Genomic DNA, 24,920 nt, shown 5'->3' with positions numbered 1-24,920 from the left:
ATCCGGTCGATCGCGCGGGCCAGCGCTAACCTGACCGGGCCATGACCACCACCCCCCTCACCGCCGACGTCCTCGCGACGCTCGACGCCCTGCTGCCCGAGCTGATCGGCTTCCGCCGGGATCTGCACGCGCACCCGGAGCTGTCGCGCGAGGAGGTCCGCACGGCGGCCGCCATCGCCGACCGGCTGCGGCAGGCTGGGCTGACCCCCGTGTCGGTGTGCGGCACCGCGGTGGTCGCGGACATCGGGGCGCACGAGGCCAGCCACCGGATCGCCCTGCGCGCCGACATCGACGCACTGCCCGTCCAGGAGCGGACCGGACTCGACTGGTCCTCCACGACGCGCGGGGTCTGTCACGCCTGTGGCCATGACGTGCACACGGCGATCGTGCTCGGGGTGGGCCTGGTGCTCGCGACCCTCTCGGACGACCTGGCCGCGGCCGGGGTCGGGGTGCGGCTGATCTTCCAGCACGCGGAGGAGCGGATCCCCGGCGGTGCCCATGACCTCCTCGAGGCGGGCGTCATGGAGGGCGTCGACTCCGTCTTCGCGCTGCACTGCGACCCGAGCATCGACGTGGGCCAGGTCGGCCTGCGCGAGGGCGCGATCACCGCGGCCTGCGACAGCGTCACGGTCCACGTGACCGGCAAGGGCGGCCACACCTCGCGCCCGCACCTGACCGAGGACCTCACCTTTGCTCTGGCGAAGGTGGTCACCGAGGTGCCTGCGGCGCTCTCGCGTCGGATCGACCCCCGGGCCGGCTTCGCGCTCGTGTGGGGTCGGGTCGAGGCGGGCGTCGCCAGCAACGTCATCCCCTCGTCCGGGGTGGCCGCCGGCACCCTGCGGATCCTCGACGCCAGCGCGTGGGACGCCATCGGCGACCTGCTCGAGCAGGTCATCGAGGACGTCGTGGCGCCCTACGGGGTCCGCACCCGGATCGAGCACGTGAAGGGGGTCCCCCCGGTCGTCAACCGTGGCCCGGCCATCGCGGCGCTCGGCAAGGCGGCGCGCGCCGTGGACCTCACGCCCGTTCCGACGGCGCAGTCCATGGGCGGCGAGGACTTCTCCTGGTTGATGCAGGACACCCCCGGCGCGCTGGCCCGGCTCGGCACGCGCACGCCCGGCGGCCCGACGTACGACCTGCACCAGGGCGATCTCATCGTCGACGAGGGCGCCATCCGCGCCGGGGCGGCCCTGCTGATCCGGCTCGTCCTCGACCGCGGCGCGCTGGGTTGATCCACTCCGACCGGTGAGGCGCTGCACCTGACCTCAGGCGTCACAGCAGCCACAGTCCGGTCGCGGATGTGTAACAACTGACCACCGATGTCGGTGCGAGCGACCTTCAAGTACCGAGCGGGTGCTTATCCTCAAGCCTTGCGGGCGCGACCGCGCCCCTGCTTACCTGGAATGAAGGAGACAGCCTTGCGTCAGACGATGAAGGTTGCAGCGGTCCTCTCGGCCGCCTCACTGGCCCTTGCCGCGTGCGGCAGCGACACCTCGACCGATGGCACGACGACCGACGACGCGGCTGCCAAGACAAGCGACGTCAAGGTCGGTCTCGCGTACGACGTGGGTGGGCGTGGCGACCAGTCGTTCAACGACTCCGCAGCCAAGGGCCTCGACAAGGCGAAGGACGAGTTCGGTCTGGAGACCAAGGAGGCCGCGGCCACCGCTGGCGAGAACGAGGCGGCTCAGAAGGAGCGCCTCCAGCAGCTCGTCGACGCCGGCTACACGCACATCATCGCGGTGGGCTTCGCCTACGCGAAGTCCGTCGGCCAGGTCGCCAAGGAGAACCCGGACGTCAACTTCGCGATCATCGACGACGCGTCCGAGGACTCCGCTGGTGACAACGTCGCCCAGCTGACCTTCGCGGAGGAGCAGGGCTCCTTCCTCGTCGGTGCGGCCGCGGCCCTCAAGACCAAGACGGACAACATCGGCTTCGTCGGTGGCGTCAACGTCCCGCTGATCCACAAGTTCGAGGCGGGCTTCGAGGCCGGCGCGAAGGCGGTCAACAAGGACATCAAGATTCAGTCCAAGTACCTCACCGAGCCGCCGGACTTCTCCGGCTTCGCCGACCCGGCCAAGGGCAAGACGGCCGCCGAGGGCATGCTCGACAAGGGTGCCGACGTGATCTACCACGCGGCCGGCGGCTCCGGCGGTGGCGTCTTCACCGCCGTCGCGGCGAACAAGGCCATGGCCATCGGTGTCGACTCCGACCAGGCCCTGACCGCCGAGGAGGGCGTCCGCGACGTCATCATCACCTCGATGGTCAAGCGCCTCGACACGGTCGTCTACGACTACCTCAAGGCCTCCGTCGAGGGCGAGGCCCCGGCTGGCCCGCAGGTCTTCGACCTCAAGTCCGAGGGTGTCGCCTACGCCACCACCGGTGACAAGGTTGCCGACATCGCCGACAAGCTCGACGCCTACAAGCAGCAGATCATCGACGGAGAGATCACCGTTCCCAGCGAGTGACGACTTCTTCCCGCAGGAGGCCCGGTCCGCGATAGCGTGGCCGGGCCTCCCGCGTGAGGCGCCTCGTGCCCCGCACCGCGGGGCCAGACCGACCAGGAGTGTGAGCTATCACTGTCACCCCGAGCGAGACCGCGACCGCGGCCTCCGATGTGGCCGTCCGACTGGACGGGATCACGAAGCGCTTCCCCGGCGTCGTCGCCAACAAGGACATCGCCTTCGAGGTCCGTCGCGGCACCGTGCACGCCATCGTCGGCGAGAACGGCGCCGGCAAGTCGACCCTGATGAAGATCCTCTACGGCGTGCAACGCCCGGACGAGGGCACCATCGAGGTCAACGGCAAGCCGGTCACGCTGACCTCGCCGTCCGACGCCATCGCGGCGGGCATCGGCATGGTCTTCCAGCACTTCATGCTCGCCGACAACCTCACCGTCCTCGAGAACGTCGTCCTCGGCGCGGAGAAGCTGCACGGCATCGGCGGCGCGGCACGCGACGAGATCCGTCGGATCTCGCACGACTACGGCCTTGACATCGACCCCGACTCGCTCGTCGCCGACCTCGGCGTCGGCGCCCGCCAGCGCGTGGAGATCCTCAAGGTCCTCTACCGCGGCGCCAAGATCCTCATCCTCGACGAGCCGACCGCCGTCCTCGTGCCCCAGGAGGTCGACGAGCTCTTCGACAACCTGCGCGACCTCAAGGACGAGGGGCTGACCGTCCTCTTCATCTCGCACAAGCTCGACGAGGTGCTCTCGGTCGCCGACTCGATCACCGTCATCCGTCGCGGCACGACCGTCGACACGGTCGACCCGAGCAGCGTCAACGCCAAGCAGCTGGCCGAGCTCATGGTCGGCTCCGAGCTGCCCACGCCGGAGACGTCCGAGTCGACCGTCACCGATCGCGTGGTCCTGCGCACCGAGGGAGTCAGCCTCTCCGGCGGCGCCACCCGCGACCTGCTCTCCGACATCGACCTCTCGATCCACGCGGGGGAGGTCGTCGGCATCGCCGGCGTCGAGGGCAACGGTCAGGCCGAGCTCGTCGAGGTCATCATGGGCATGCGCGAACCCACCTCCGGCCTCGTCTTCCTCGGCGACACCGACATCTCCGACTGGGACGTCCGCGAGATCCGCGAGGCCGGCGTCGGCTACATCCCCGAGGACCGGCACCGCCACGGTCTGCTCCTCGACGCGCCCCTCTGGGAGAACCGGATCCTCGGTCACCAGACGGAGGAGCCCAACGAGCGCAACGGCCTCATCACGATCAAGGAGGCGAAGGCGGACACCGAGCGCATCGTGCGCGAGTACGACGTCCGCACGCCGTCGATCAACGTCACCGCCGGCTCCCTCTCGGGTGGCAACCAGCAGAAGCTCATCGTCGGGCGCGAGATGAGCCACTCGCCGAAGGTGCTCGTCGCCGCGCACCCGACCCGCGGCGTCGACGTCGGCGCCCAGGCCGTCATCTGGGACCTCATCCGCGACGCCCGTCGCGACGGGCTCGGCGTGCTGCTGATCAGCGCGGATCTCGAGGAGCTCATCGGGCTGTCGGACACGATCCGGGTCATCCTGCGCGGGCGCCTCACGGGTGAGTTCGACCCCGACACGGTGACGTCGCAGGAGCTCGGCTCGGCCATGACCGGGGCCGACTCCACCACTGACACCCTGACGAAGGAGAGTGACCGCTGATGGCGTCGGCACGTTTGCGCCGGATCGGCCTGGCCCTCGCGGCCCCCCTGCTCGCGGTCCTCGTCGCCTTCGTCGTCACCTCCGCGATCCTCCTCGCGGTCGGTGACCCGGTCGGTGACGTCTGGAAGCAGATCCTCACCCCGCCGAAGCCGCGGCAGTTCGTCAACATCATCAACGCGTCGTCGGTGTACTACCTGTCGGCCGTCGCCGTCGCCGTCGGGTTCCGGATGAACCTCTTCAACATCGGTGTCGACGGCCAGTACCGCGTCGGCGCCTTCGCCGCGGCCGTCTTCGCCGGCCAGGCGTGGCTGCCGGGCGTGCTCAACGTCGTCGTCGCCATCGTCGTCGCGATGCTCGCCGGCGGCATCTGGGCCTCCATCGCGGCCTGGCTGAAGGTGCGCCGCGGGGTGTCCGAGGTGATCTCGACGATCATGCTCAACACCATCGCGACCGGCCTCGTGAGCTGGTTGCTCGCCAAGGTGAAGGTGGAGGTCAAGGGCTCCAACGCGACGAGCACGAAGGAGATCCCGGACTCCTCGCAGCTCGAGGGGCTCCAGCTCATCCCGGGGGCGACGAACAAGGTCTACACGCTCATCGTCCTCGCGCTGCTGGTCGGCCTCCTCTACTGGTTCGTCCTCAACCGCACGCGCTTCGGCTTCGACCTGCGCGCCACGGGCGAGTCCGAGACCGCGGCCCTGGCCTCGGGAGTCAAGGTCCCGCGAATGGTCATGACCTCGATGATCATGTCGGGCGCGCTGGCCGGCCTCGTCGGCATGCCGCTGCTCTTCGGGCAGGACCACTCCTACGGCACGACCTTCCAGAGCGGGCTCGGCTTCGCCGGCATCGGCATCGCCCTGCTGGGGCGCAACCACCCGATCGGCATCGCCGTGGCGGCCCTGTTGTGGGCCTACCTCGACACCCAGAGCAACGGCCTCCAGATCAACGCCGGCGTGGCCTCCGAGCTCGTCTTCATCATCCAGGGCGTCATCCTCTTCGCCGTCGTCATCGCCTACGAGGTGGTGCGCCGGATCGAGAAGCGGACCGAGGCGACCCGCGTCGCGGCGGAGCTCGCCGCGGCCCATCCCACCGCCAAGCAGCAGGGAGCGACGGCATGAGCACCGGACTGAGCGTGGGCACCGAGACGGTGCCCGAGCGCCACGCCACGCGTCGGGGTCGCTCGCCCCTCTTCTGGGCGGCGGTCGCCGTGGTCGCGGTGTTCGTCATCGCGATCGTGCGGGTCATCACCGGCGTCAACGTCGGCGGATCCGGCGTCCTCATCGCCGCCTTCGGCCTCGCCGTCCCGATCGCGCTCGCCGGTCTCGGCGGTCTGTGGTCGGAGCGCGCGGGCGTCGTCAACATCGGCCTCGAGGGAATGATGATCCTCGGCACGTGGTCGGCCGCCTTCGGCGCGATCCACTTCGGCCCGTGGGGCGGTGTCCTCGGCGCGATCATCGGTGGCGTCGTCGGCGGCGCGGTCCACGCGGTCGCCACGGTCTACTTCGGCGTCGACCACATCGTCTCCGGTGTCGCGCTCAACATCATCGCGCTCGGCGTCGCCAAGTACCTGGCCTCGCGGTTCTTCTCCGACCTGCCCGGTGGTGGCCCGACCCAGTCGCCGCCCCTCGACCGGCTGCCCGCCTTCACCTTGCCCGGGGTCTCCCCGGCACTGGGGGACCTCGAGGCGAAGGAGATCTTCTTCGTCTCCGACCTTGCCGGCGTGCTCAAGGCCCTGTGCACCAACCTCAACGTGCTGACGATCATCGCGGTGCTGCTCTTCGTGGCGACCTACGTCATCCTGTGGCGGACCGCCTTCGGGCTGCGCCTGCGCTCGGTCGGTGAGGCTCCGCACGCGGCCGAGACGCTCGGCATCAACGTCTACCGCTACAAGTTCTACGCGGTGCTCGCCTCGGGTGCGCTCGCCGGACTCGGTGGTGGCTTCCTCGCCCTCGTCGCGGCCAATGTCTTCCGTGACGGCCAGACCGGTGGACGCGGCTACATCGGCCTCGCGGCCATGATCTTCGGCAACTGGCGGCCCGGTGGCCTGCTCGCGGGATCGGCCCTCTTCGGCTTCACCGACGCGACCCAGCTGCGCGGCGGCGGCGAGGCGGTCCACGCACTCCTCGTGGCGCTGGCCATCCTGCTCGTCCTCATCGGCATCTGGCAGATCGTCCGCTCGCGGCGCATCCTCCAGGGCGCCATCGCCATCGGTGTCGGCGCCCTCGTGGCCCTGTGGTGGACCTTCACGGACAGCATCCCCGGCGAGCTGAGCTCCTTCGCCCCGCACCTGACGACCCTGCTCGTCCTCGCCTTCGCCTCACAACGCTTGCGCATGCCGGCCGCGGACGGCGTCATCTATCGCAAGGGCGAGGGGAGCTGACCGTGTCCGGCGGTCCCGAGCAGGTGCACGGCTCGTCGGCTGGTGAGGCAGCGGCCGACGACACCGACTGGGACGGCCTCCAGCGCGAGGCCATCGCCGCGATGCGTCGGGCCTACGCCCCGTACTCGCACTTCCCGGTCGGGGTCGCCGGCCTTGTCGACGACGGCCGGACCGTCTCCGGCTGCAACGTCGAGAACGCCGCCTACGGCGTCGGGCTGTGCGCCGAGTGCGGCATGGTCTCGGAACTCGTGCGGACCGGCGGGGGACGACTCACGTCCGTCTACTGCGTGGGTGGTGACGGCGAGGCGCTCATGCCCTGCGGTCGGTGCCGGCAGCTGCTGTGGGAGCACGGCGGTCCCGATTGCCGACTGATGACCCCCGAGGGCGTGCTGCGGATGGACGAGGTCCTCCCGCAGGCCTTCGGACCCGACAACCTCGAGGAGTCCCGATGAGTGACGCCAGCTCGACGACCGCACAGTTCGACGCCGTCGACGTCATCCGCACGAAGCGCGACGGTGGCGCTCTCTCCGACGGGCAGATCGACTGGGTGATCGACGCCTACACCCGCGGCGGTGTGGCCGACGAGCAGATGTCCGCGCTCGCCATGGCGATCCTGCTGAACGGCATGGACCGCCGGGAGATCGCGCGCTGGACCGCGGCGATGATCGCCTCGGGTGAGCGGATGGACTTCTCCGGCCTCTCGCGTGGCACCGCCGACAAGCACTCGACGGGGGGAGTGGGCGACAAGATCACGCTGCCGCTCGCCCCGCTCGTGGCCGTCTTCGACGTGGCCGTCCCGCAGCTGTCGGGCCGAGGGCTGGGCCACACCGGCGGGACGCTCGACAAGCTCGAGTCCATCCCGGGCTGGCGCGCCGATCTCAGCAACGACGAGATGCTGCGCCAGCTCGAGGACGTCGGCGCCGTCATCTGCGCGGCAGGTGCAGGCCTGGCCCCTGCGGACAAGAAGCTCTATGCGCTCCGGGACGTCACCGGCACGGTCGAGGCCATCCCGCTGATCGCCTCGTCGATCATGAGCAAGAAGATCGCCGAGGGGACGGGGGCCCTCGTGCTCGACGTCAAGGTCGGCACGGGCGCCTTCATGAAGACCCGCGAGGACGCCACCGAGTTGGCCCGCACGATGGTGGCCCTCGGCACGGACGCCGGGGTGAAGACCGTGGCTCTGCTGACCGACATGTCGACCCCGCTCGGCCTGACCGCCGGCAACGCCCTCGAGGTGCGCGAGTCCGTCGAGGTGCTCGCCGGTGGGGGACCGGCCGACGTCGTCGAACTCACCGTGGCGCTGGCTCAGGAAATGCTCGCCGCTGCGGGGAAGCCGGACGTCGACGTGGCCGCCGCACTCCAGGACGGACGCGCCATGGACGTGTGGCGCAGGATGATCGCGGCCCAGGGCGGCGACCCGGATGCCACGCTGCCGGTGGCGAAGGAGAACCAGCAGGTCCTCGCGGACGCGGACGGGGTGCTCGGTCGCCTCGACGCCTACCAGGTGGGCGTCGCCGCGTGGCGCCTCGGCGCTGGGCGCGCTCGCAAGGAGGACCCGGTCCAGGCCGGCGCCGGCGTGGAGCTGCACGCCAAGCCGGGCGACACCGTTCGCAAGGGCGAGCCCCTCATGACGCTGCACACCGACACCCCGGACAAGTTCGCCCGGGCGATCGAGTCCCTGGATGGTGCGTGGGACATCGCCGACGGGGGAGCGGTGGCTCCGACGCCGCTGCTCATCGACCGCATCGACTGAGCGCGCCATCTCTGAGGGCGTGCGGGCTGAGGGCCTGCCCGCCGGCAGGGGACCGCGTCGCGAGCACCCTTGTCCGGCAAGGGAATCCGGCACCGGAGGTGCCTCAGACCCCCGCCCGGGGACCGGATTTGGTGTTCACGCTCCGTATGTGTAATCTTCTCGAAGTCAGCCCGCAAGGGAGGAACGGACACCACAGCAGGAGCTCCTCGGAGCACCGCGAGGCAGGCCGGTCCCACGAGCTGATGTCCAGCCGATGACCAAAGCCGGAGAGGCTTCCACCAGGAAGCGGACACGGATTTGGTTGCAGCCGACAAGGCCGCTAAGGTTGGAAGCCGCCGCAGAAGATCCAAGCGCGACGGACTCGGCCGCTCAGAGAGCGGGTCACGAGTTTGACGCCCAAGCATGGAAGCGGTAAGTTAGAACGGTTGCCCCTTTCACTCCCGCGAGTTTCGTGTGGGTGGGGTGCGCGTCCGATCCTTGAGAACTCAACAGCGTGTCAAAAATCGATGCCAATACCTCGTCTGTGGGGTGGCGTTCTTCCTGTCTTCCTGGCAGGGGAGTGTTGCTTCATGGGTGAATATATTTCTTTGGTTGAATTGGAATTGCTAGTTTTTTGCTAGTTGTTCTTGCTCAGTCAGATCTGAACCCTTCGGGTTTATTGTTGTAACGCCGCGCTTTTGGTGTGGTGGTACGCATGACATTAATGGAGAGTTTGATCCTGGCTCAGGACGAACGCTGGCGGCGTGCTTAACACATGCAAGTCGAACGATGAAGCCCAGCTTGCTGGGTGGATTAGTGGCGAACGGGTGAGTAACACGTGAGTAACCTGCCCCAGACTCTGGAATAAGCGCTGGAAACGGCGTCTAATACCGGATATGACACCAACTCGCATGGGTATGGTGTGGAAAGTTTTTCGGTCTGGGATGGACTCGCGGCCTATCAGCTTGTTGGTGAGGTAATGGCTCACCAAGGCGACGACGGGTAGCCGGCCTGAGAGGGCGACCGGCCACACTGGGACTGAGACACGGCCCAGACTCCTACGGGAGGCAGCAGTGGGGAATATTGCACAATGGGCGAAAGCCTGATGCAGCGACGCCGCGTGAGGGATGAAGGCCTTCGGGTTGTAAACCTCTTTCAGCAGGGAAGAAGCGAAAGTGACGGTACCTGCAGAAGAAGCACCGGCTAACTACGTGCCAGCAGCCGCGGTAATACGTAGGGTGCGAGCGTTGTCCGGAATTATTGGGCGTAAAGAGCTTGTAGGCGGTTTGTCGCGTCTGCTGTGAAATTCCGAGGCTCAACCTCGGACTTGCAGTGGGTACGGGCAGACTAGAGTGTGGTAGGGGAGACTGGAATTCCTGGTGTAGCGGTGAAATGCGCAGATATCAGGAGGAACACCGATGGCGAAGGCAGGTCTCTGGGCCACTACTGACGCTGAGAAGCGAAAGCATGGGGAGCGAACAGGATTAGATACCCTGGTAGTCCATGCCGTAAACGTTGGGCGCTAGGTGTGGGACTCATTCCACGAGTTCTGTGCCGCAGCTAACGCATTAAGCGCCCCGCCTGGGGAGTACGGCCGCAAGGCTAAAACTCAAAGGAATTGACGGGGGCCCGCACAAGCGGCGGAGCATGCGGATTAATTCGATGCAACGCGAAGAACCTTACCAAGGCTTGACATATACCGGAAACATCCAGAGATGGGTGCCCCCTTTGTGGTCGGTATACAGGTGGTGCATGGTTGTCGTCAGCTCGTGTCGTGAGATGTTGGGTTAAGTCCCGCAACGAGCGCAACCCTCGTTCTATGTTGCCAGCACGTTATGGTGGGGACTCATAGAAGACTGCCGGGGTCAACTCGGAGGAAGGTGGGGATGACGTCAAATCATCATGCCCCTTATGTCTTGGGCTTCACGCATGCTACAATGGCCGGCACAAAGGGCTGCGATACCGTAAGGTGGAGCGAATCCCAAAAAACCGGTCTCAGTTCGGATTGGGGTCTGCAACTCGACCCCATGAAGTCGGAGTCGCTAGTAATCGCAGATCAGCAACGCTGCGGTGAATACGTTCCCGGGCCTTGTACACACCGCCCGTCAAGTCACGAAAGTCGGTAACACCCGAAGCCGGTGGCCCAACCCTTGTGGGGGGAGCCGTCGAAGGTGGGACTGGCGATTGGGACTAAGTCGTAACAAGGTAGCCGTACCGGAAGGTGCGGCTGGATCACCTCCTTTCTAAGGAGCATTCGGCACATAGTGTCGTAGAGCCTGGTCTGTCCCCGAATGTGGGGCAGCAGGTGCTCAGGGTGGAACATCGATTATTTGGCAGCTGATGGTGCTTCGTGGCGTCTAGTACGCCCGTCATGCTTTCTTTGGAGAGTGTGGGGGGATGGAACGGCAAGGCGGGGTGTGGTCGGCTGCTTGACACGTTGTTGGGTCCTGAGGGCTCGGACGACGGATTGATCCTGGTGGGTGTGAGCTCACGTGGGGTTGGTTTGTTGGCTGGTCTCTTGGAAGTGCGAGGCCCTGCTCGAGTTTCATACTGCCGGCGGTTGCTGGTGGGTGGCTCATCTGGGTGGGGTTGTCTCGTTTGTATGTTGAGAACTACACAGTGGACGCGAGCATCTTAATCTTTGTGGCTCAAGTTTTTAAGGGCGCACGGTGGATGCCTTGGCACCAGGAACCGAAGAAGGACGTAGGAATCTGCGATAAGCCTCGGGGAGTCGATAACCAGACTGTGATCCGAGGATTTCCGAATGGGGAAACCCGGCTGGAGGCAAGTCCAGTCACTCCCACCTGAATATATAGGGTGGGTAGAGGGAACGTGGGGAAGTGAAACATCTCAGTACCCACAGGAAGAGAAAGCAACCGCGATTCCGTGAGTAGTGGCGAGCGAAAGCGGAAGAGGCTAAACCTTATCTGTGTGATACCTGTCAGGGGTTGCAGGTAAGGGGTCGTGGGATCTTTCAGTTGTCACTGACATGACAGCATGGAGTCAGAAATTCGTGTCATAGTCGAAGGGTATTGAAAGACCCGGCATAGAGGGTGCGACCCCCGTAGACGAAATGGCTCGAACTCCAGAGAGATATCCCAAGTAGCACGGGGCCCGAGAAATCCCGTGTGAATCTGGCAGGACCACCTGCTAAGCCTAAATATTCCCTGGTGACCGATAGCGGACAAGTACCGTGAGGGAAAGGTGAAAAGTACCCCGGGAGGGGAGTGAAATAGATCCTGAAACCGTGTGCCTACAATCCGTCGGAGCCTCCTTGTGGGGTGACGGCGTGCCTTTTGAAGAATGAGCCTGCGAGTTAGTGCTCAGTGGCGAGGTTAACCCGTGTGGGGAAGCCGTAGCGAAAGCGAGTCCGAATAGGGCGTTTTAGTCGCTGGGTCTAGACCCGAAGCGGAGTGATCTACCCATGGCCAGGTTGAAGCGACGGTAAGACGTCGTGGAGGACCGAACCCACTTAGGTTGAAAACTGAGGGGATGAGCTGTGGGTAGGGGTGAAAGGCCAATCAAACTCCGTGATAGCTGGTTCTCCCCGAAATGCATTTAGGTGCAGCGTCACGTGTTTCTTACCGGAGGTAGAGCTACTGGATAGCCGATGGGCCTCACCAGGTTACTGACGTTAGCCAAACTCCGAATGCCGGTAAGTGAGAGCGTGGCAGTGAGACTGCGGGGGATAAGCTCCGTAGTCGAGAGGGAAACAGCCCAGACCACCAGCTAAGGTCCCAAAGCGTGTGCTAAGTGGGAAAGGATGTGGAGTTGCCGTGACAACCAGGAGGTTGGCTTAGAAGCAGCCACCCTTTAAAGAGTGCGTAATAGCTCACTGGTCAAGTGATTCCGCGCCGACAATGTAGCGGGGCTCAAGCACACCACCGAAGCTGTGGCATTGACATATTGCTCGGCCCTTTTGGGGTCCAGGCGTGTTGATGGGTAGGGGAGCGTCGTGTGGCGAGCGAAGCGGCGGAGTGATCCAGCCGTGGATGCCACACGAGTGAGAATGCAGGCATGAGTAGCGAATGACGGGTGAGAAACCCGTCCGCCGAATAACCAAGGGTTCCAGGGTCAAGCTAATCTGCCCTGGGTAAGTCGGGACCTAAGGCGAGGCCGACAGGCGTAGTCGATGGACATCCGGTTGATATTCCGGAACCGGCGAAGAACCGCCCATGATGAACCGAGTGATGCTAAGCGCCTGAAACCCACCGTGGACTTCGGTCCTGGTGTGGGTGGAGCGCGCGACCCGATCTCGTAGTAGTCAAGCGATGGAGAGACGCAGGAAGGTAGCCTCCGCGTGGCGATGGTAGTCCACGTCTAAGGGTGTAGGGCGAGTTGTAGGCAAATCCGCAACTCACATAGCCTGAGACCTGATAGTGACCCCGTATGGGGGAAGTAGGGTGATCCTATGCTGCCTAGAAAATCTTCTAGCGAGGTTCGAGCCGCCCGTACCCCAAACCGACTCAGGTGGTTAGGTAGAGAATACCAAGGCGATCGAGTGAATCGTGGTTAAGGAATTCGGCAAAATGCCCCCGTAACTTCGGGAGAAGGGGGGCCCGGATTCTGAAGCCCCTTGCGGGCTAGGAAGATGGGCCGCAGAGACCAGGGAGAAGCGACTGTTTACTAAAAACACAGGTCCGTGCGAAGTCGCAAGACGATGTATACGGACTGACGCCTGCCCGGTGCTGGAAGGTTAAGAGGACGGGTTAGATCCCTTTGGGGGAAGCTCAGAATTTAAGCCCCAGTAAACGGCGGTGGTAACTATAACCATCCTAAGGTAGCGAAATTCCTTGTCGGGTAAGTTCCGACCTGCACGAATGGCGTAACGACTTCTCCACTGTCTCAACCGCGAACTCGGCGAAATTGCACTACGAGTAAAGATGCTCGTTACGCGCAGCAGGACGGAAAGACCCCGGGACCTTCACTATAGCTTGGTATTGGTGTTCGGAATGGCTTGTGTAGGATAGGTGGGAGACTGTGAAGCATGCACGCCAGTGTGTGTGGAGTCAACGTTGAAATACCACTCTGGTCATTTTGGATGTCTAACCTCGGTCCGTGATCCGGATCAGGGACATTGCCTGGTGGGTAGTTTAACTGGGGCGGTTGCCTCCTAAAATGTAACGGAGGCGCTCAAAGGTTCCCTCAGCCTGGTTGGCAATCAGGTGTCGAGTGCAAGTGCACAAGGGAGCTTGACTGTGAGACTGACAGGTCGAACAGGGACGAAAGTCGGAACTAGTGACCCGACGGTGGCTTGTGGAAGCGCCGTCGCTCAACGGATAAAAGGTACCCCGGGGATAACAGGCTGATCTTCCCCAAGAGTCCATATCGACGGGATGGTTTGGCACCTCGATGTCGGCTCGTCGCATCCTGGGGGTGGAGTCTCTCCCAAGGGTTGGGCTGTTCGCCCATTAAAGCGGTACGCGAGCTGGGTTTAGAACGTCGTGAGACAGTTCGGTCCCTATCCGCTGTGCGCGTAGGAAACTTGAGAAGAGCTGTCCCTAGTACGAGAGGACCGGGATGGACGAACCTCTGGTGTGTCAGTTGTTCCGCCAGGAGCACCGCTGATTGGCTACGTTCGGAAGTGATAACCGCTGAAAGCATCTAAGCGGGAAGCACGCTTCAAGATGAGGTTTCCATGGACTTTTAGTCCGAGAGGCTCCCAGTAGACTACTGGGTTGATAGGCCAGACGTGGAAGTGCAGTAATGCATGTAGCTGACTGGTACTAATAAGCCGATAACTTGATACACACTTAAAAAGATTTCTGTTTGCTCGCGTCCACTGTGCAGTTCCCGAGATACAAACCTCCGACACTAGCTCGTGACTGGTTTGACATCTCCATAGAGTTTCGGCTGTCATAGCGAAGGGGAAACGCCCGGCTCCATTCCGAACCCGGAAGCTAAGCCCTTCAGCGCCGATGGTACTGCACTGGTTACGGTGTGGGAGAGTAGGACGCAGCCGGACAAACATTGTGAAGAAGCCCCCGACATGAGTCGGGGGCTTCTTTGCGTTCACCGCACACTTCGCGTTCCACGACAGCCGGCGTGGGGGCGCGAGTAGGGTGGCGTAGTGCCTCAACTCATCACCTCCCCGACCACCATCCCCGTGCCCGGTGGCAAGGTCATCGACGAACACGTCGGCCGCGTCAACACCGGGACAGACGCCGTGTCGGTGGCCCACATGAAGGCGCCGCCCGGGTGGGCGGAGCCTGGGCAGCGGCCCGCCTTCGATGAGATCACCCTCGTCCTGGCCGGCCTCGTGCTCGTCGAGCACGACGGCGGCACCATCGAGGTGCCGGCCGGCCAGAGCATCCTGACCCATGCGGGGGAGCGGGTCCGTTACTCCTGCGGTCCGGAGGGCGCGGAGTACGTCGCCGTGTGCCTGCCCGCCTTCTCCCCGGAGACGGTCAACCGCGAGGACGAGGACCCAGCCGGCATCGGAACGACGACCGAGGAGACCCCGTGATCTTCGGCCGGCGGCGGCCCGACGGGGCCGCGGTGACACCACCCTTCGCCGATGACGTCGTGCGCAAGGCGCCCAAGGCGCTGCTGCACGACCACCTCGACGGTGGCCTGCGTGCGCAGACCATCATCGATCTCGCGGACGAGATGGGCTACGAGTCGCTCCCGGCGACCGATGCCGGCGAACTCGAGGCGTGGTTCGTCGACAGCGCCAGCTCGGGTTCCCTCGTGCGGTACCTCGAGACCTTCGACCACACGGTCGCGGTCATGCAGACGCCCGAGGCTCTCCAGCGCATTGCGCGGGAGTGCGTGCTCGACCTCGCCGCTGACGGTGTCGTCTACGCCGAGAGCCGGTATGCACCCGAGCAGCACCTGCAGGGTGGGCTGGCGCTCGAGGAGGTCGTCGAGGCGGTGAACGACGGCTTCCGGGCGGGGGAGGCCGAGGCCGCTGCGGCTGGCACTCCGATCCGGGTGGGTGCGCTGCTCACCGCCATGCGTCACGCGGCGAAGTCGCGGGAGATCGCCGAGCTGGCCGTCCGCTACCGCGACCAGGGTGTCGTGGGCTTCGACATCGCCGGCGCGGAGGCCGGACACCCGCCGACCCGTCACCTCGACGCCTTCGAGTACCTGCGGCGGGAGAACGCGCACTTCACGATCCACGCCGGTGAGGCCTTCGGACTGCCGAGCATCTGGGAGGCCATCCAGTGGTGTGGCGCCGACCGACTGGGCCACGGGGTGCGGATCGTCGATGACATCGTCTCCGGTGGGGTCGCCTTCGTGGACGATCCTGCGGCCGCACTCGCCGGCGCCCCTGCAGAGGCGAAGCTCGGTCGGCTGGCGGCCTACATCCGGGACGCCCGCATCCCCCTCGAGATGTGCCCCAGCAGCAACGTCCAGACGGGCGCTGCCGAGTCCATCGCGCTGCACCCGATCACATTGCTCAAGGACCTGCGCTTCCGCGTCACCCTCAACACCGACAACCGGCTCATGAGCGGCGCGACGATGAGCCACGAGGCGCAGCTGCTCATCGACGACGCCGGCTGGGACCTGGCGGATCTGCGGTGGGTGACGATCAACGCGATGAAGTCCGCGTTCATCCCCTTCGACGAGCGACTCGACCTCATCGATCGGGTGGTCAAGCCCGGCTACGCCGCCCTCGGCGTGGCCTGACCGACCACCAGATCAGGGGAGGTCCTCGAAGAGGCGCTCGACCACCTTCGCCCTGGCCGGCTCGGCGCCCTGCGCCTCCTGCCGGGCGACGACGCCGGGCTCGTCGCGCATGAGGGACAGGCCGCGCCGGACGAGGGTGAGCGGCGGCTTGCGTCGCTCCTTGAGGTCGCGGGTGAGCCGGCGGAGGAAGGTGACCGCGGGCCGGTGGTGGATCGCCCAGGCGGAGTGGAGCAGGCCGGCCTTGCGCAGGTCCTCGATGATCTCCGCGGCGAAGATGCCCTCGGTGAGGATGAGGTCGTCGGGTTGGGCCACGACCTCCGTCGTGCCGACGGCCGCGCTGGCCGAGATGTCGTAGACGGGGGTGTCGGTGGTGCCGGTCTCGCACAGCCGGCGCAGGGCGCTCAGGGCGGAGGCCGCGTCCCACGAGCCGGGGTGGTCCCAATCGACGATCCCGAGGCCCTCGCTGCGGGGCAGGTCGGGGTGGTCGGCGTCGTGGTAGAAGTCGTCGAGCCGCACGACGGGCCAGCCATGGGCCTCGTGCAGCCGCTGCGCCAGTCGGGACTTGCCGGCGCCGGAGGGGCCCGCGAGGACGACCACGCGGCCGTGTGGCGTCTGCGGCGTCGGGGCGGGGGAGTGAGGCACGGCGCGTAGTCTAGGCGGATGCTCGACGGTGGTCGTCGGGCCGGGATGAGGAGTGCGTGGCGTGACGTTTGCGGTGACGGGCGATCGGACGACGGCCCGTGCGTGGTCCGCGCCGCGGCTGGTCCTGCGGCAACTGCCGTCGGTGGTGCTCGGCTGGGCGCTCGCCCTCGGGGTGGTGGCGCTCGTCGCCTTCCTCCTCGTCACGGACCCCACCCACCACGTCCTCATGGCGCTCCTGCTCGGGGTCGCGCTGCTTGCGTGGCTCTACCTCGGCCGGCCGCGCGTCTCGCTGCACGACGAGGGTGTCGAGATCCGCAACCCGCTGACGACGACCATGGTCGACTGGGGCGCCGTCGAGGACGGCGTTGCGCGGTGGAACCTCGAGGTGTGGTCCAGCGCGGGCACGCACGGGGCGGTCGCGGTCAGCGCCGCCCGGCCGGTCCGCTCGCACGGACTCCAGAGGTCGGAGCAGCTCCAGGACGAGTTCTACGTCGGCGACGCCGCGGGGAAGGTCGAGAGCGGGCGGATGACGCCCGCTCGGGCCGCCGACCTCGTGCGCCAGGCCAAGGGGGAGTGGGACGAAGGGGTGTCCCTCGGCCTCATCACGGCGCCGTCGGATCCCGGCGTCCGGCACCGTCGCCACCTGCCCGGGCTGGTTGCCTCGGTGCTGGTCGTGGGCTACCTCGTGGTGGCGCTGGCGCTGCTGGTCGTCTGACCTGCCTCCTGCTGACCCGTCCCGCCACGGGGCAGCTCAGAGGGCGGTGAGCCGCTCCATGTCGGCGCGCACCCCGGCGAGCCGATCCGCGGCACGAGCCCGGGCATCCGCGAGGTCCTCGCGGCCGGCGACGGGTTCGATGACCTCGAGGTAGACCTTGAGCTTGGGCTCGGTCCCGGAGGGCCGGACGATGATCCGCGAGTCGTCGTCGAGGACGTAGCGCAGACCGTCCGTGGGCGGCAGCGTCTCGGTGCCGTTGGCGAGGTCCTCGGCCGAGGTGACCGGGACCGACGCGATCTGGGTCGGGGCGTTCGTGCGCAGGCGCTCCATGAGCGTGGCGATGTCGGCCAGGTCGGCCACGCGGATCGAGAAGGAGTCGGTGGCGTGCACGCCGAGCTGCTCGTGGAGGTCGTCGAGCACGGCGAGGAGGGAGCTGCCCTCGGACTTCATGATCGCGGCCAGCTCGGCGATGAGGAGGGCGGCGGACACGCCGTCCTTGTCGCGGACGAGGTCGGGCGCCACGCAATAGCCGAGTGCCTCCTCGTAGCCGAAGTGCAGGTCGGGCACCCGGGAGATCCACTTGAACCCCGTGAGCGTCTCCTCGTGGTCGACGCCGGCCTGGCGGCACATGGCGGCCAGCAGTCGCGACGACACGATGGAGTTGGCCATCCGGTGCCCGTCCGGCACGCCCCGCATGAGCAGGTGCGAGCCGAGCAGAACGCCGAGCTCGTCCCCACGCAGCAGGCGCCAGTCCCCGGTGCGCACGCCGTCTGCGTCGAGGGCGGGCACCGCCACGGCGCAGCGGTCGGCGTCGGGGTCGTTGGCGATGACGAGGTCGGGACCGACCTCCGTCGCCAGCGCGATCGCCGCGTCGAGGGCGCCGTCCTCCTCGGGGTTGGGGAAGGAGACGGTGGGGAAGTCGGGGTCCGGCTCGGCCTGGCTGGCGACGGTGACGAGTTCGGGGAAGCCGGCGAGGGCGAAGGCGCGGCCGACGACCTCGTCCCCGACGCCGTGCAGCGAGGTGTGGACGATGGTCAGGTCACGAGGGCTGTCCGCTGCGACGACCCCGGCCACGGCGGTCAGGTACGCCGCGACGAGGTCGTCGCCGAGGGTCTCCCAGCCGTCGGCGGCGCGGGCGATGTCCGCGACGCGGGCGACCTTCGCGATCTCGTCGGCGATGCCGGCGTCGGCGGGCGGCACGATCTGGCTGCCGTCGCCGAGGTAGACCTTGTAGCCGTTGTCCTGCGGCGGGTTGTGGCTGGCCGTCACCATGACCCCGGCGTCGGCGCCGAGGTGCCGCACGGCGTAGGCGAGCACCGGCGTCGGCAGGGTGCGCGGGAGGAGGGCCGCGCGTCCGCCCGCGGCGACGACGACGGCCGCGGTGTCGCGCGCGAAGACGTCGGAGTTGTGCCGCGCGTCGTAGCCGATGACGACGAAGGGGGCCGCGACCTTCTGCTGCAGGTACGCCGTGAGGCCGGCGGCCGCGCGGAGCACGACGGCGCGGTTCATCCGGTTGGGGCCGGCCCCGAGGCGGCCACGCAGGCCGGCCGTGCCGAACTCGAGAATGCCCGCGAAACGGTCCTTCAGGTCGGCCTCGGCTTCGGCGTCGCCCGTCTCGACCTTCGCGATGACGGCCTCGAGCTCGGCGCGGGTCGCGTCGTCGGGGTCGTCCTGCGCCCACGCGGTGGCGGCGGCCAACAGGTCCGAGCGGATCCCGTCATCGGCGGTCGTGGTGTGGCGTCCCATATAGGCCATGGGTCTCTCCTGAGGGTGCGTCGGGCGACGTTGGCGAAGGTGGATGAGGCGGTCAGAGTCGGCCGACGACCTGGGCGAGCAGGGCGCCGCAGCGGGCGCTGGCCGCCTTGCCGGCCTCGACGACCTCCTCGTGGTTGAGCGGTGTCGCCGAGATCCCAGCGGCCGGGTTGGTGACGAGGGAGATGCCGAGGACCTCGAGGCCGCTCTGGCGGGCGGCGATGGCCTCGAGTGACGTCGACATGCCGACGAGGTCGCCGCCGATCGCCATGGCCATCCGGACCTCGGCGGGCGTCTCGTAGTGCGGCCCGCGGAACTGCACGTAGACGCCCTCCTCGAGGCTGCCGTCGACCTCGCGCGCGAGCTGGCGCAGCCGCGGGCTGTAGAGGTCGGTCAGGTCGACGAAGTTCGCGCCCTCGATGGGGGAGGTCGCCGTGAGATTGATGTGGTCGCTGATGAGGACCGGCGTGCCGGGAGCCCACTCGGGGTTGAGGCCGCCGCAGCCGTTCGTCAGCACGATGGCGGAGCAGCCGGCCGCGGCCGCGGTCCGGACGCCTTGCACGACGGAGCGGACACCGCGACCTTCGTAGTAGTGGCTGCGGGTGCCGTAGACCAGCGCGCGCTTGCCGGTGTCGCCGATGGCGACCGAGCGCATCGAGCTGGTGTGGCCCGAGAGGGCCGCGCCGTGGAAGCCCGGGACGTCCGTGTTGTCGATCTCGGCGAGCGTCTCGCCGAGGAGGGTCCCGGCCTCCTTCCACCCGGTACCGAGCACGAGGGCCACGTCGTGGTGGTCCGCCCCGGTGCGCTCGGCGATGACGGCGGCGGCCGCGCGGGCGACCTCCATCGGGTCCGTGGCGGGGTCGTCGAGATCGAGGGTCGTTGCGTCAGTGGTCACCCACCGCAGGCTACCGGTCGCCCCGCCCATCCACGAGGTGATGGGCGGGGGTGGTTGGATGGCCTCGTGACGAAGCGCAAGACCTCAGTGGTCATCATCGGTGGCGGACCCGGCGGCTACGAGGCGGCCCTCGTGGGCGCCCACCTCGGGGCCGACGTGACGATCATCGACAGCGACGGCCTGGGCGGGGCCGCGGTGCTCACCGACTGTGTGCCCAGCAAGACGCTGATCTCGACGGCGGACTACATGTCCGAGTTCGAGACCGCCTCCGATCTGGGGGTGCACCTCGAGGACGAGGAGGGTGACGAGGTCTCCGACGCGCGCGCCCAACTCGCCGAGGTCAACGGCCGTGTCCTCGCCCTCGCCGCCGCGCAGAGCGCGGACATCGGAGCCCGTCTGGCGGAGGTCGGAGTCCGAGTGGTGAAGGGGGTCGGTCGCCTGCTCACGCCGACGTCCGTCGAGGCGACGACCGAGGACGGCGTCGAGACGCTCGCCGCCGAGGTCATCCTCATCGCGACGGGCGCGACGCCGCGTGTTGTGCCGACCGCCCAGCCCGACGGCGAGCGGATCCTCACCTGGCAACAGATCTACGGGCTCGAGGAGCTCCCCGAAAAGCTCATCGTCGTCGGGTCCGGTGTCACCGGCGCCGAGCTCGCGCAGGCCTACCTCGGCCTCGGCGCTGACGTCACCCTCGTCTCCTCGCGCGACCTCGTGCTGCCCGGTGAGGACGAGGACGCCGCCGCGCTCATCGAGGACGTCTTCCGCAAGCGCGGCATGGAGGTGCTCAACCGGTCCCGGATGGCCGGCGCCGAGCGCACCGAGGACGGCGTCATCGTCCGCCTCGAGGACGGTCGCACCGTCGAGGGGTCGCACGTGCTGCTCGCCGTCGGCGCCGTCCCGCGCACGGCGAACCTCGGTCTCGAGGAGGTCGGCGTCGAGGTCGCGGACTCCGGTCACATCACCGTCGACCGGGTGTCCCGGACCTCGGTGCGTGGGATCTACGCCGCGGGTGACTGCACCGGTGTCTTCGCCCTCGCCTCCGTCGCCGCCATGCAGGGCCGCCTGGCCATGCAGCACGCCCTCGGCGACGCCGTGGCGCCGCTGCGGGTCGGCGCCGTGGCGGCCAACATCTTCACCGACCCCGAGATCGCGACCGTGGGGCGCTCGCAGCGGGAGATCGCCGAGCGTGGTGTCGAGGTCGACAGCGTGATGATGCCGCTCGCGACGAATCCCCGGGCCAAGATGCTCGGCATCAACGAGGGCTTCGTGAAGCTGTTTTCCGCGAGGGGGTCCGGCACGATCCTCGGTGGCGTCGTCGTCGCGCCGCGCGCCTCGGAGTTGATCTTCCCCGTGGCGCTCGCGGTCCAGCACCGTCTCAGCGTCGACCAGGTGGCCTCGACCTTCACCGTCTACCCGTCGCTGACGGGTTCGCTCGCGGAGGCGGCGCGCCGCCTCCACGCGATCGACTGATGAGTCCGGCCGACGGCCGAGGAGCCGGGGCAGGGGGCATGGGCGCCCGCCCGGCGCCGCTCGTGCTGCGCGGACGCACCTTCGACGCGGCGCACCCGGCGGTGATGGCGATCATCAACCGCACGTCGGACTCCTTCTTTGCCGGGGGACGGCACGCCCACCTCGACGACGCGCTGGCCGCCCTCGGGCGGGCCGTCGACGACGGGGCCGACCTGATCGACGTCGGTGCCGTGCGCGCGGGGCAGGAGGGCGAGCACGTCTCGGCCGAGATGGAGATCGACCGGCTGACCCCCTTCGTCCTCGAGGCACGTCGCCAGCACCCCGACGTCATCCTGTCGATCGACACGTGGCGCTCCGAGGTCGTGCGCGCGCTCGCGCTCCACGGCATCGACGTCGTCAACGACACCTGGGCGGGGCACGACCCCGAGCTCGTGGCAGTCGCGGCCGAGATCGGCGCGGGGATCGTCTGCTCGCACACCGGTGGCCTGCCGCCGCGCACCGACCCCGTCGGTGTCACCTATCCACCCGAGCCCGACGGCGTCGTCAAGGACGTCGTCGCGACCCTGCGCGCCGCCGCCGAGCGCGCCCTGGCCGCGGGTATCCCGGGCGAGCGGATCCTGCTCGACCCGACGCTGGACTTCGGCAAGACGACGCGGCACTCCCTGACGTTGGTGCGGCACACGGCCGACGTCGTGGCCCTGGGACATCCCGTGCTGCAGGCCATCTCCCGCAAGGACTTCGTGGGGGAGACCCTCGACCTGCCGGTGGAGGACCGCCTCCACGGGACTCTCGCCGCCACGGCGATCTCCGCGTGGCTGGGGGCGACCGTCTTCCGTGCCCACGACGTGCGGGCGACCCGGGAGACGCTCGACATGGTCGCCTCGATCGGCGGCTGGCGCCCGCCCGCGGTCAGCCGCCGCGGCGAGCCGGCCTGACCCCGCAGGGGAATCCACAGTTTCCTCGGGCCGCGCGACGCCCACGGCGTGGGTAATGTCGAGGTGGTGGGCTGGTCATGGGGCCCCGCCCGATCGTGGAATCCGTCTCGAACCGAGGAGCAACCGCATGAGCGACGCCGCCGACAACATCATCAACAAGGTGAAGGACATCATCGCCGACAACCCGGACACCGCCCGGAGCGCGATCGACAAGATCCAGGACGCCATCGACGAGCGCACCGGTGGGAAGTACACCGACCAGATCGAGCAGGGTGGGGACGTGCTCGAGGGGCAGCTCGGGGTGCCGGAGGAGACGAAGCCTGCCGAGCCGACGACGCCCGCTGAGCCGACCACGCCGTCTGAGCCCAACACGCCTGCCGAGCCGACTGAGCCCACGGCGCCGACGCCGGCGCCCAACCCCTCGCCGGGCACCGAGGACCCGCAGCCCGCGGACCCGAACGCCCCGGCCACTCCCGGCGAGACGCCCGGTGGCGCTCCCCAGGAGACTCCGGGTCAGACGGTGCCCGAGCCCGACACGAGCGGTGTCCCCGCCGACCCGGGAACGCCGTCGACGACGGAGACCCCTGCACCCGACACGACCACGCCCGACACGACCACACCCGACACGGCCACACCCGACACCACGACGCCGGGCACGCCGTCCACCCCGGAGCCGCAGCCGGGCACCGCGAGCCAGGCCGAGCCGGGCAAGGGCGCGCTGCCCGCCGAGTGACGACGGTCGCACCACGACGACGAAGGTCGCCCCACCAACTGGTGGGGCGACCTTCGTCGTCGTGCGGTGAGGATCAGGCCTCGTCGGCCGCGGCGTCCTTGATCTCGCAGAGGACGGCGCCGTTGGAGACCGTCGCGCCGACCTCGGCGTCGAGGCCCGTGACGGTGCCAGCCTTGTGTGCCTTGATCGGCTGCTCCATCTTCATGGCCTCGAGGACGATGATCGTGTCGCCCTCGGCCACGGTCGCGCCCTCCTCGACGGCGACCTTGACGATCGTGCCCTGCATCGGGGCGGTGAGGGAGTCACCGGACGCGCCGGCACCCTTCTTGCCGCCGACCGACCGCTTGGGCGCCTTCTTCTTCGCGGCACCCGCGCCACCACCGAGCGACAGGCCACCCGGCAGGACGACCTCGAGGCGCTTGCCGCCGACCTCGACGGTCAGCTTCTGGCGCTCCGCGGGCTCCTCACCTTCGGCGTGCTCCCCGGCGAAGGGGGCGATCTGGTTGTCGAAGTCCGTCTCGATCCACCGCGTGTAGATCGTGAAGGGCGCGTCGCCGTCGGGCGCGAAGGCCGGGTCGTTGACGACGGCCTCGTGGAAGGGGAGGACCGTCGGCATGCCCTCGACGACGAACTCCTTGAGCGCGCGGCGGCTGCGCTCGAGCGCCTGCTTGCGGTCGCGTCCGGTGACGATGAGCTTGGCGAGCATGGAGTCGAAGGCGCCCGCGATGGTGTCGCCCTCGACGATGCCGGTGTCGAGGCGCACGCCGGGACCGGTGGGGGGCGAGAAGCGGGAGACGGTGCCGGGGGCAGGCATGAAGTTCATCCCCGCGTCCTCGCCGTTGATGCGGAACTCGAAGGAGTGCGCGTGCGGCTTGGGGTCGTCGTAGCCGAGCTCCTCGCCGGCCGCGATGCGGAACTGCTCGCGCACGAGGTCGATGCCGGTGACCTCCTCGGTGACCGGGTGCTCGACCTGCAGGCGCGTGTTGACCTCGAGGAAGGAGATCGTGCCGTCCTGGGCGACGAGGTACTCGCACGTCCCGGCGCCGACGTAGCCGGCCTCCTTGAGGATGGCCTTCGACGCGCGGACGAGCTCCGCGTTCTGCTCGTCGGTGAGGAAGGGGGCCGGGGCCTCCTCGACCAGCTTCTGGTTGCGGCGCTGCAGCGAGCAGTCGCGGGTGGAGACGACGACGACGTTGCCGTGCTGGTCGGCGAGGCACTGCGTCTCGACGTGGCGCGGCTTGTCGAGGAACTTCTCGACGAGGCACTCGCCGCGACCGAAGGCGGTCACGGCCTCACGGACGGCGGAGTCGAACAGCTCGGGGATCTCCTCGAGGGTGCGGGCGACCTTCAGGCCGCGGCCGCCACCGCCGTAGACCGCCTTGATGGCGATGGGGAGACCGAACTCCTGGGCCAGCGCGACGACCTCGTCGGCGTCCTTGACCGGGTCCTTGGTGCCCGGGGCCAGCGGGGCGTTGGCCTTGACGGCGATGTGCTTGGCCTTGGCCTTGTCGCCGAGGGCGTCGATCGCCTCGGGGGAGGGGCCGATCCAGGTGAGTCCGGCATCGATGACCTTCTGGGCGAAGTCGGCGTTCTCCGCGAGGAACCCGTAGCCCGGGTGCACGGCGTCGGCGCCGGCCTGCTTGGCGACGTCGATCAGCTTGTCCTGCAGGAGGTAGCTGTCTCCGGGGGTCGAGCCGCCGAGGGCATATGCCTCATCGGCGACCTTGACGTGGAGAGCGTCACGATCGGGGTCGGCGTAGACGGCGACGGAGGCGATCCCGCTGTCCTGGCAGGCGCGGGCGATGCGAACGGCGATCTCGCCACGGTTCGCGATGAGGACCTTGTTGATGCTCGGCATGCGACGGACTCTAGCGGGTCAGCAGCGGCGCCACC

Annotated in this window: 17 protein-coding genes and 3 rRNA genes; 16 read left to right on the top strand and 4 right to left on the bottom strand. The window is 67.6% G+C overall.

The annotated features are described in order from the left end of the window. Positions 1-41: 41 nt before the first annotated feature. The 12 genes from ACQBAS_RS09965 (at position 42) to ACQBAS_RS09910 (ending at position 15,885) form a co-directional block, all read left to right on the top strand. Positions 42-1,232: an amidohydrolase gene (locus ACQBAS_RS09965; RefSeq protein ID WP_427383644.1), complete on the top strand. Its 1,191-nt coding sequence runs from the start codon at positions 42-44 to the stop codon at positions 1,230-1,232. A gap of 186 nt (positions 1,233-1,418) precedes the next feature. Further along, positions 1,419-2,468 carry a BMP family lipoprotein gene (locus tag ACQBAS_RS09960; protein ID WP_427383643.1) on the top strand — a complete coding sequence of 350 codons (1,050 nt, stop codon included), beginning with the start codon at positions 1,419-1,421 and terminating at the stop codon, positions 2,466-2,468. A gap of 149 nt (positions 2,469-2,617) precedes the next feature. Beyond that, the gene (locus ACQBAS_RS09955) at positions 2,618-4,144 is read left to right on the top strand and encodes an ABC transporter ATP-binding protein (RefSeq protein WP_427383642.1); all 1,527 of its coding nucleotides are present in this window, start codon (positions 2,618-2,620) and stop codon (positions 4,142-4,144) included. Then, entirely contained in the window at positions 4,144-5,259 is a 1,116-nt protein-coding gene (locus tag ACQBAS_RS09950; protein ID WP_427383641.1) for an ABC transporter permease, read from the top strand. Before ACQBAS_RS09955 ends, ACQBAS_RS09950 begins: the two co-directional genes overlap by 1 nt. Then, positions 5,256-6,521 (top strand): ABC transporter permease, encoded by a 1,266-nt coding sequence (locus tag ACQBAS_RS09945; RefSeq protein ID WP_427383640.1) that lies wholly within the window; start codon positions 5,256-5,258, stop codon positions 6,519-6,521. The genes ACQBAS_RS09950 and ACQBAS_RS09945 overlap by 4 nt, the downstream gene beginning before the upstream one ends. 101 nt (positions 6,522-6,622) lie before the next feature. Then, a complete protein-coding gene (locus tag ACQBAS_RS09940; protein WP_427385622.1) occupies positions 6,623-6,973 on the top strand; it encodes a cytidine deaminase in 351 nt (116 codons plus the stop codon). Continuing rightward, complete coding sequence (locus ACQBAS_RS09935; protein ID WP_427383639.1) at positions 6,970-8,274, top strand: thymidine phosphorylase; 1,305 nt, start codon at positions 6,970-6,972, stop codon at positions 8,272-8,274. Before ACQBAS_RS09940 ends, ACQBAS_RS09935 begins: the two co-directional genes overlap by 4 nt. A 700-nt stretch (positions 8,275-8,974) precedes the next feature. Further along, positions 8,975-10,496, top strand: a 16S ribosomal RNA gene (locus ACQBAS_RS09930). Between the two features lie 403 nt (positions 10,497-10,899). Then, positions 10,900-14,003 (top strand): 23S ribosomal RNA (locus tag ACQBAS_RS09925). A 98-nt stretch (positions 14,004-14,101) separates the two neighbouring features. Then, positions 14,102-14,218 (top strand): 5S ribosomal RNA (gene rrf, locus ACQBAS_RS09920). The 16S, 23S and 5S rRNA genes sit together here, the layout of an rRNA operon. A gap of 105 nt (positions 14,219-14,323) precedes the next feature. After that, positions 14,324-14,719 carry a cupin domain-containing protein gene (locus ACQBAS_RS09915; RefSeq protein ID WP_427383638.1) on the top strand — a complete coding sequence of 132 codons (396 nt, stop codon included), beginning with the start codon at positions 14,324-14,326 and terminating at the stop codon, positions 14,717-14,719. Next, positions 14,719-15,885 (top strand): adenosine deaminase, encoded by a 1,167-nt coding sequence (locus tag ACQBAS_RS09910; protein ID WP_427385621.1) that lies wholly within the window; start codon positions 14,719-14,721, stop codon positions 15,883-15,885. Before ACQBAS_RS09915 ends, ACQBAS_RS09910 begins: the two co-directional genes overlap by 1 nt. Positions 15,886-15,897: 12 nt before the next feature. Here the strand turns inward: ACQBAS_RS09910 and ACQBAS_RS09905 are convergent, their stop codons facing one another. Next, a complete protein-coding gene (locus ACQBAS_RS09905) occupies positions 15,898-16,527 on the bottom strand; it encodes a uridine kinase family protein (protein WP_427383637.1) in 630 nt (209 codons plus the stop codon). Positions 16,528-16,588: 61 nt separating this feature from the next. Between ACQBAS_RS09905 and ACQBAS_RS09900 the strand changes: the two genes are divergently transcribed. Continuing rightward, complete coding sequence (locus ACQBAS_RS09900; protein WP_427383636.1) at positions 16,589-17,242, top strand: PH domain-containing protein; 654 nt, start codon at positions 16,589-16,591, stop codon at positions 17,240-17,242. A gap of 36 nt (positions 17,243-17,278) precedes the next feature. Here the strand turns inward: ACQBAS_RS09900 and ACQBAS_RS09895 are convergent, their stop codons facing one another. Both ACQBAS_RS09895 and ACQBAS_RS09890 read right to left on the bottom strand, forming a co-directional pair. Beyond that, the gene (locus tag ACQBAS_RS09895) at positions 17,279-18,997 is read right to left on the bottom strand and encodes a phospho-sugar mutase (RefSeq protein ID WP_427383635.1); all 1,719 of its coding nucleotides are present in this window, start codon (positions 18,995-18,997) and stop codon (positions 17,279-17,281) included. Positions 18,998-19,049: 52 nt separating this feature from the next. After that, positions 19,050-19,838, bottom strand: coding sequence for a purine-nucleoside phosphorylase (locus ACQBAS_RS09890; protein ID WP_427385620.1), 789 nt, complete (start codon positions 19,836-19,838; stop codon positions 19,050-19,052). Between the two features lie 117 nt (positions 19,839-19,955). Here ACQBAS_RS09890 and ACQBAS_RS09885 point away from each other — a divergent pair, with 117 nt between their 5' ends. From ACQBAS_RS09885 to ACQBAS_RS09875, 3 genes are all read left to right on the top strand, one after another. After that, on the top strand, positions 19,956-21,359 hold the full coding sequence (locus tag ACQBAS_RS09885; RefSeq protein ID WP_427383634.1) for an NAD(P)H-quinone dehydrogenase: 1,404 nt from the start codon (positions 19,956-19,958) through the stop codon (positions 21,357-21,359). A 38-nt stretch (positions 21,360-21,397) separates the two neighbouring features. After that, positions 21,398-22,294, top strand: coding sequence for a dihydropteroate synthase (folP, locus tag ACQBAS_RS09880; protein WP_427383633.1), 897 nt, complete (start codon positions 21,398-21,400; stop codon positions 22,292-22,294). A 127-nt stretch (positions 22,295-22,421) separates the two neighbouring features. Further along, positions 22,422-23,027 (top strand): antitoxin, encoded by a 606-nt coding sequence (locus ACQBAS_RS09875; protein WP_427383632.1) that lies wholly within the window; start codon positions 22,422-22,424, stop codon positions 23,025-23,027. A 73-nt stretch (positions 23,028-23,100) separates the two neighbouring features. Here the strand turns inward: ACQBAS_RS09875 and ACQBAS_RS09870 are convergent, their stop codons facing one another. Continuing rightward, positions 23,101-24,885: an acetyl/propionyl/methylcrotonyl-CoA carboxylase subunit alpha gene (locus ACQBAS_RS09870; protein ID WP_427383631.1), complete on the bottom strand. Its 1,785-nt coding sequence runs from the start codon at positions 24,883-24,885 to the stop codon at positions 23,101-23,103. Positions 24,886-24,920 lie beyond the last annotated feature (35 nt).

The sequence above is a fragment of the Janibacter zhaoxuefangae genome, assembly GCF_050271985.1.
Classification (GTDB): Bacteria; Actinomycetota; Actinomycetes; order Actinomycetales; family Dermatophilaceae.
The sequence above is the reverse complement of the archived record's forward strand: the minus strand, read 5'-3'. Positions and strand labels throughout refer to the sequence as shown.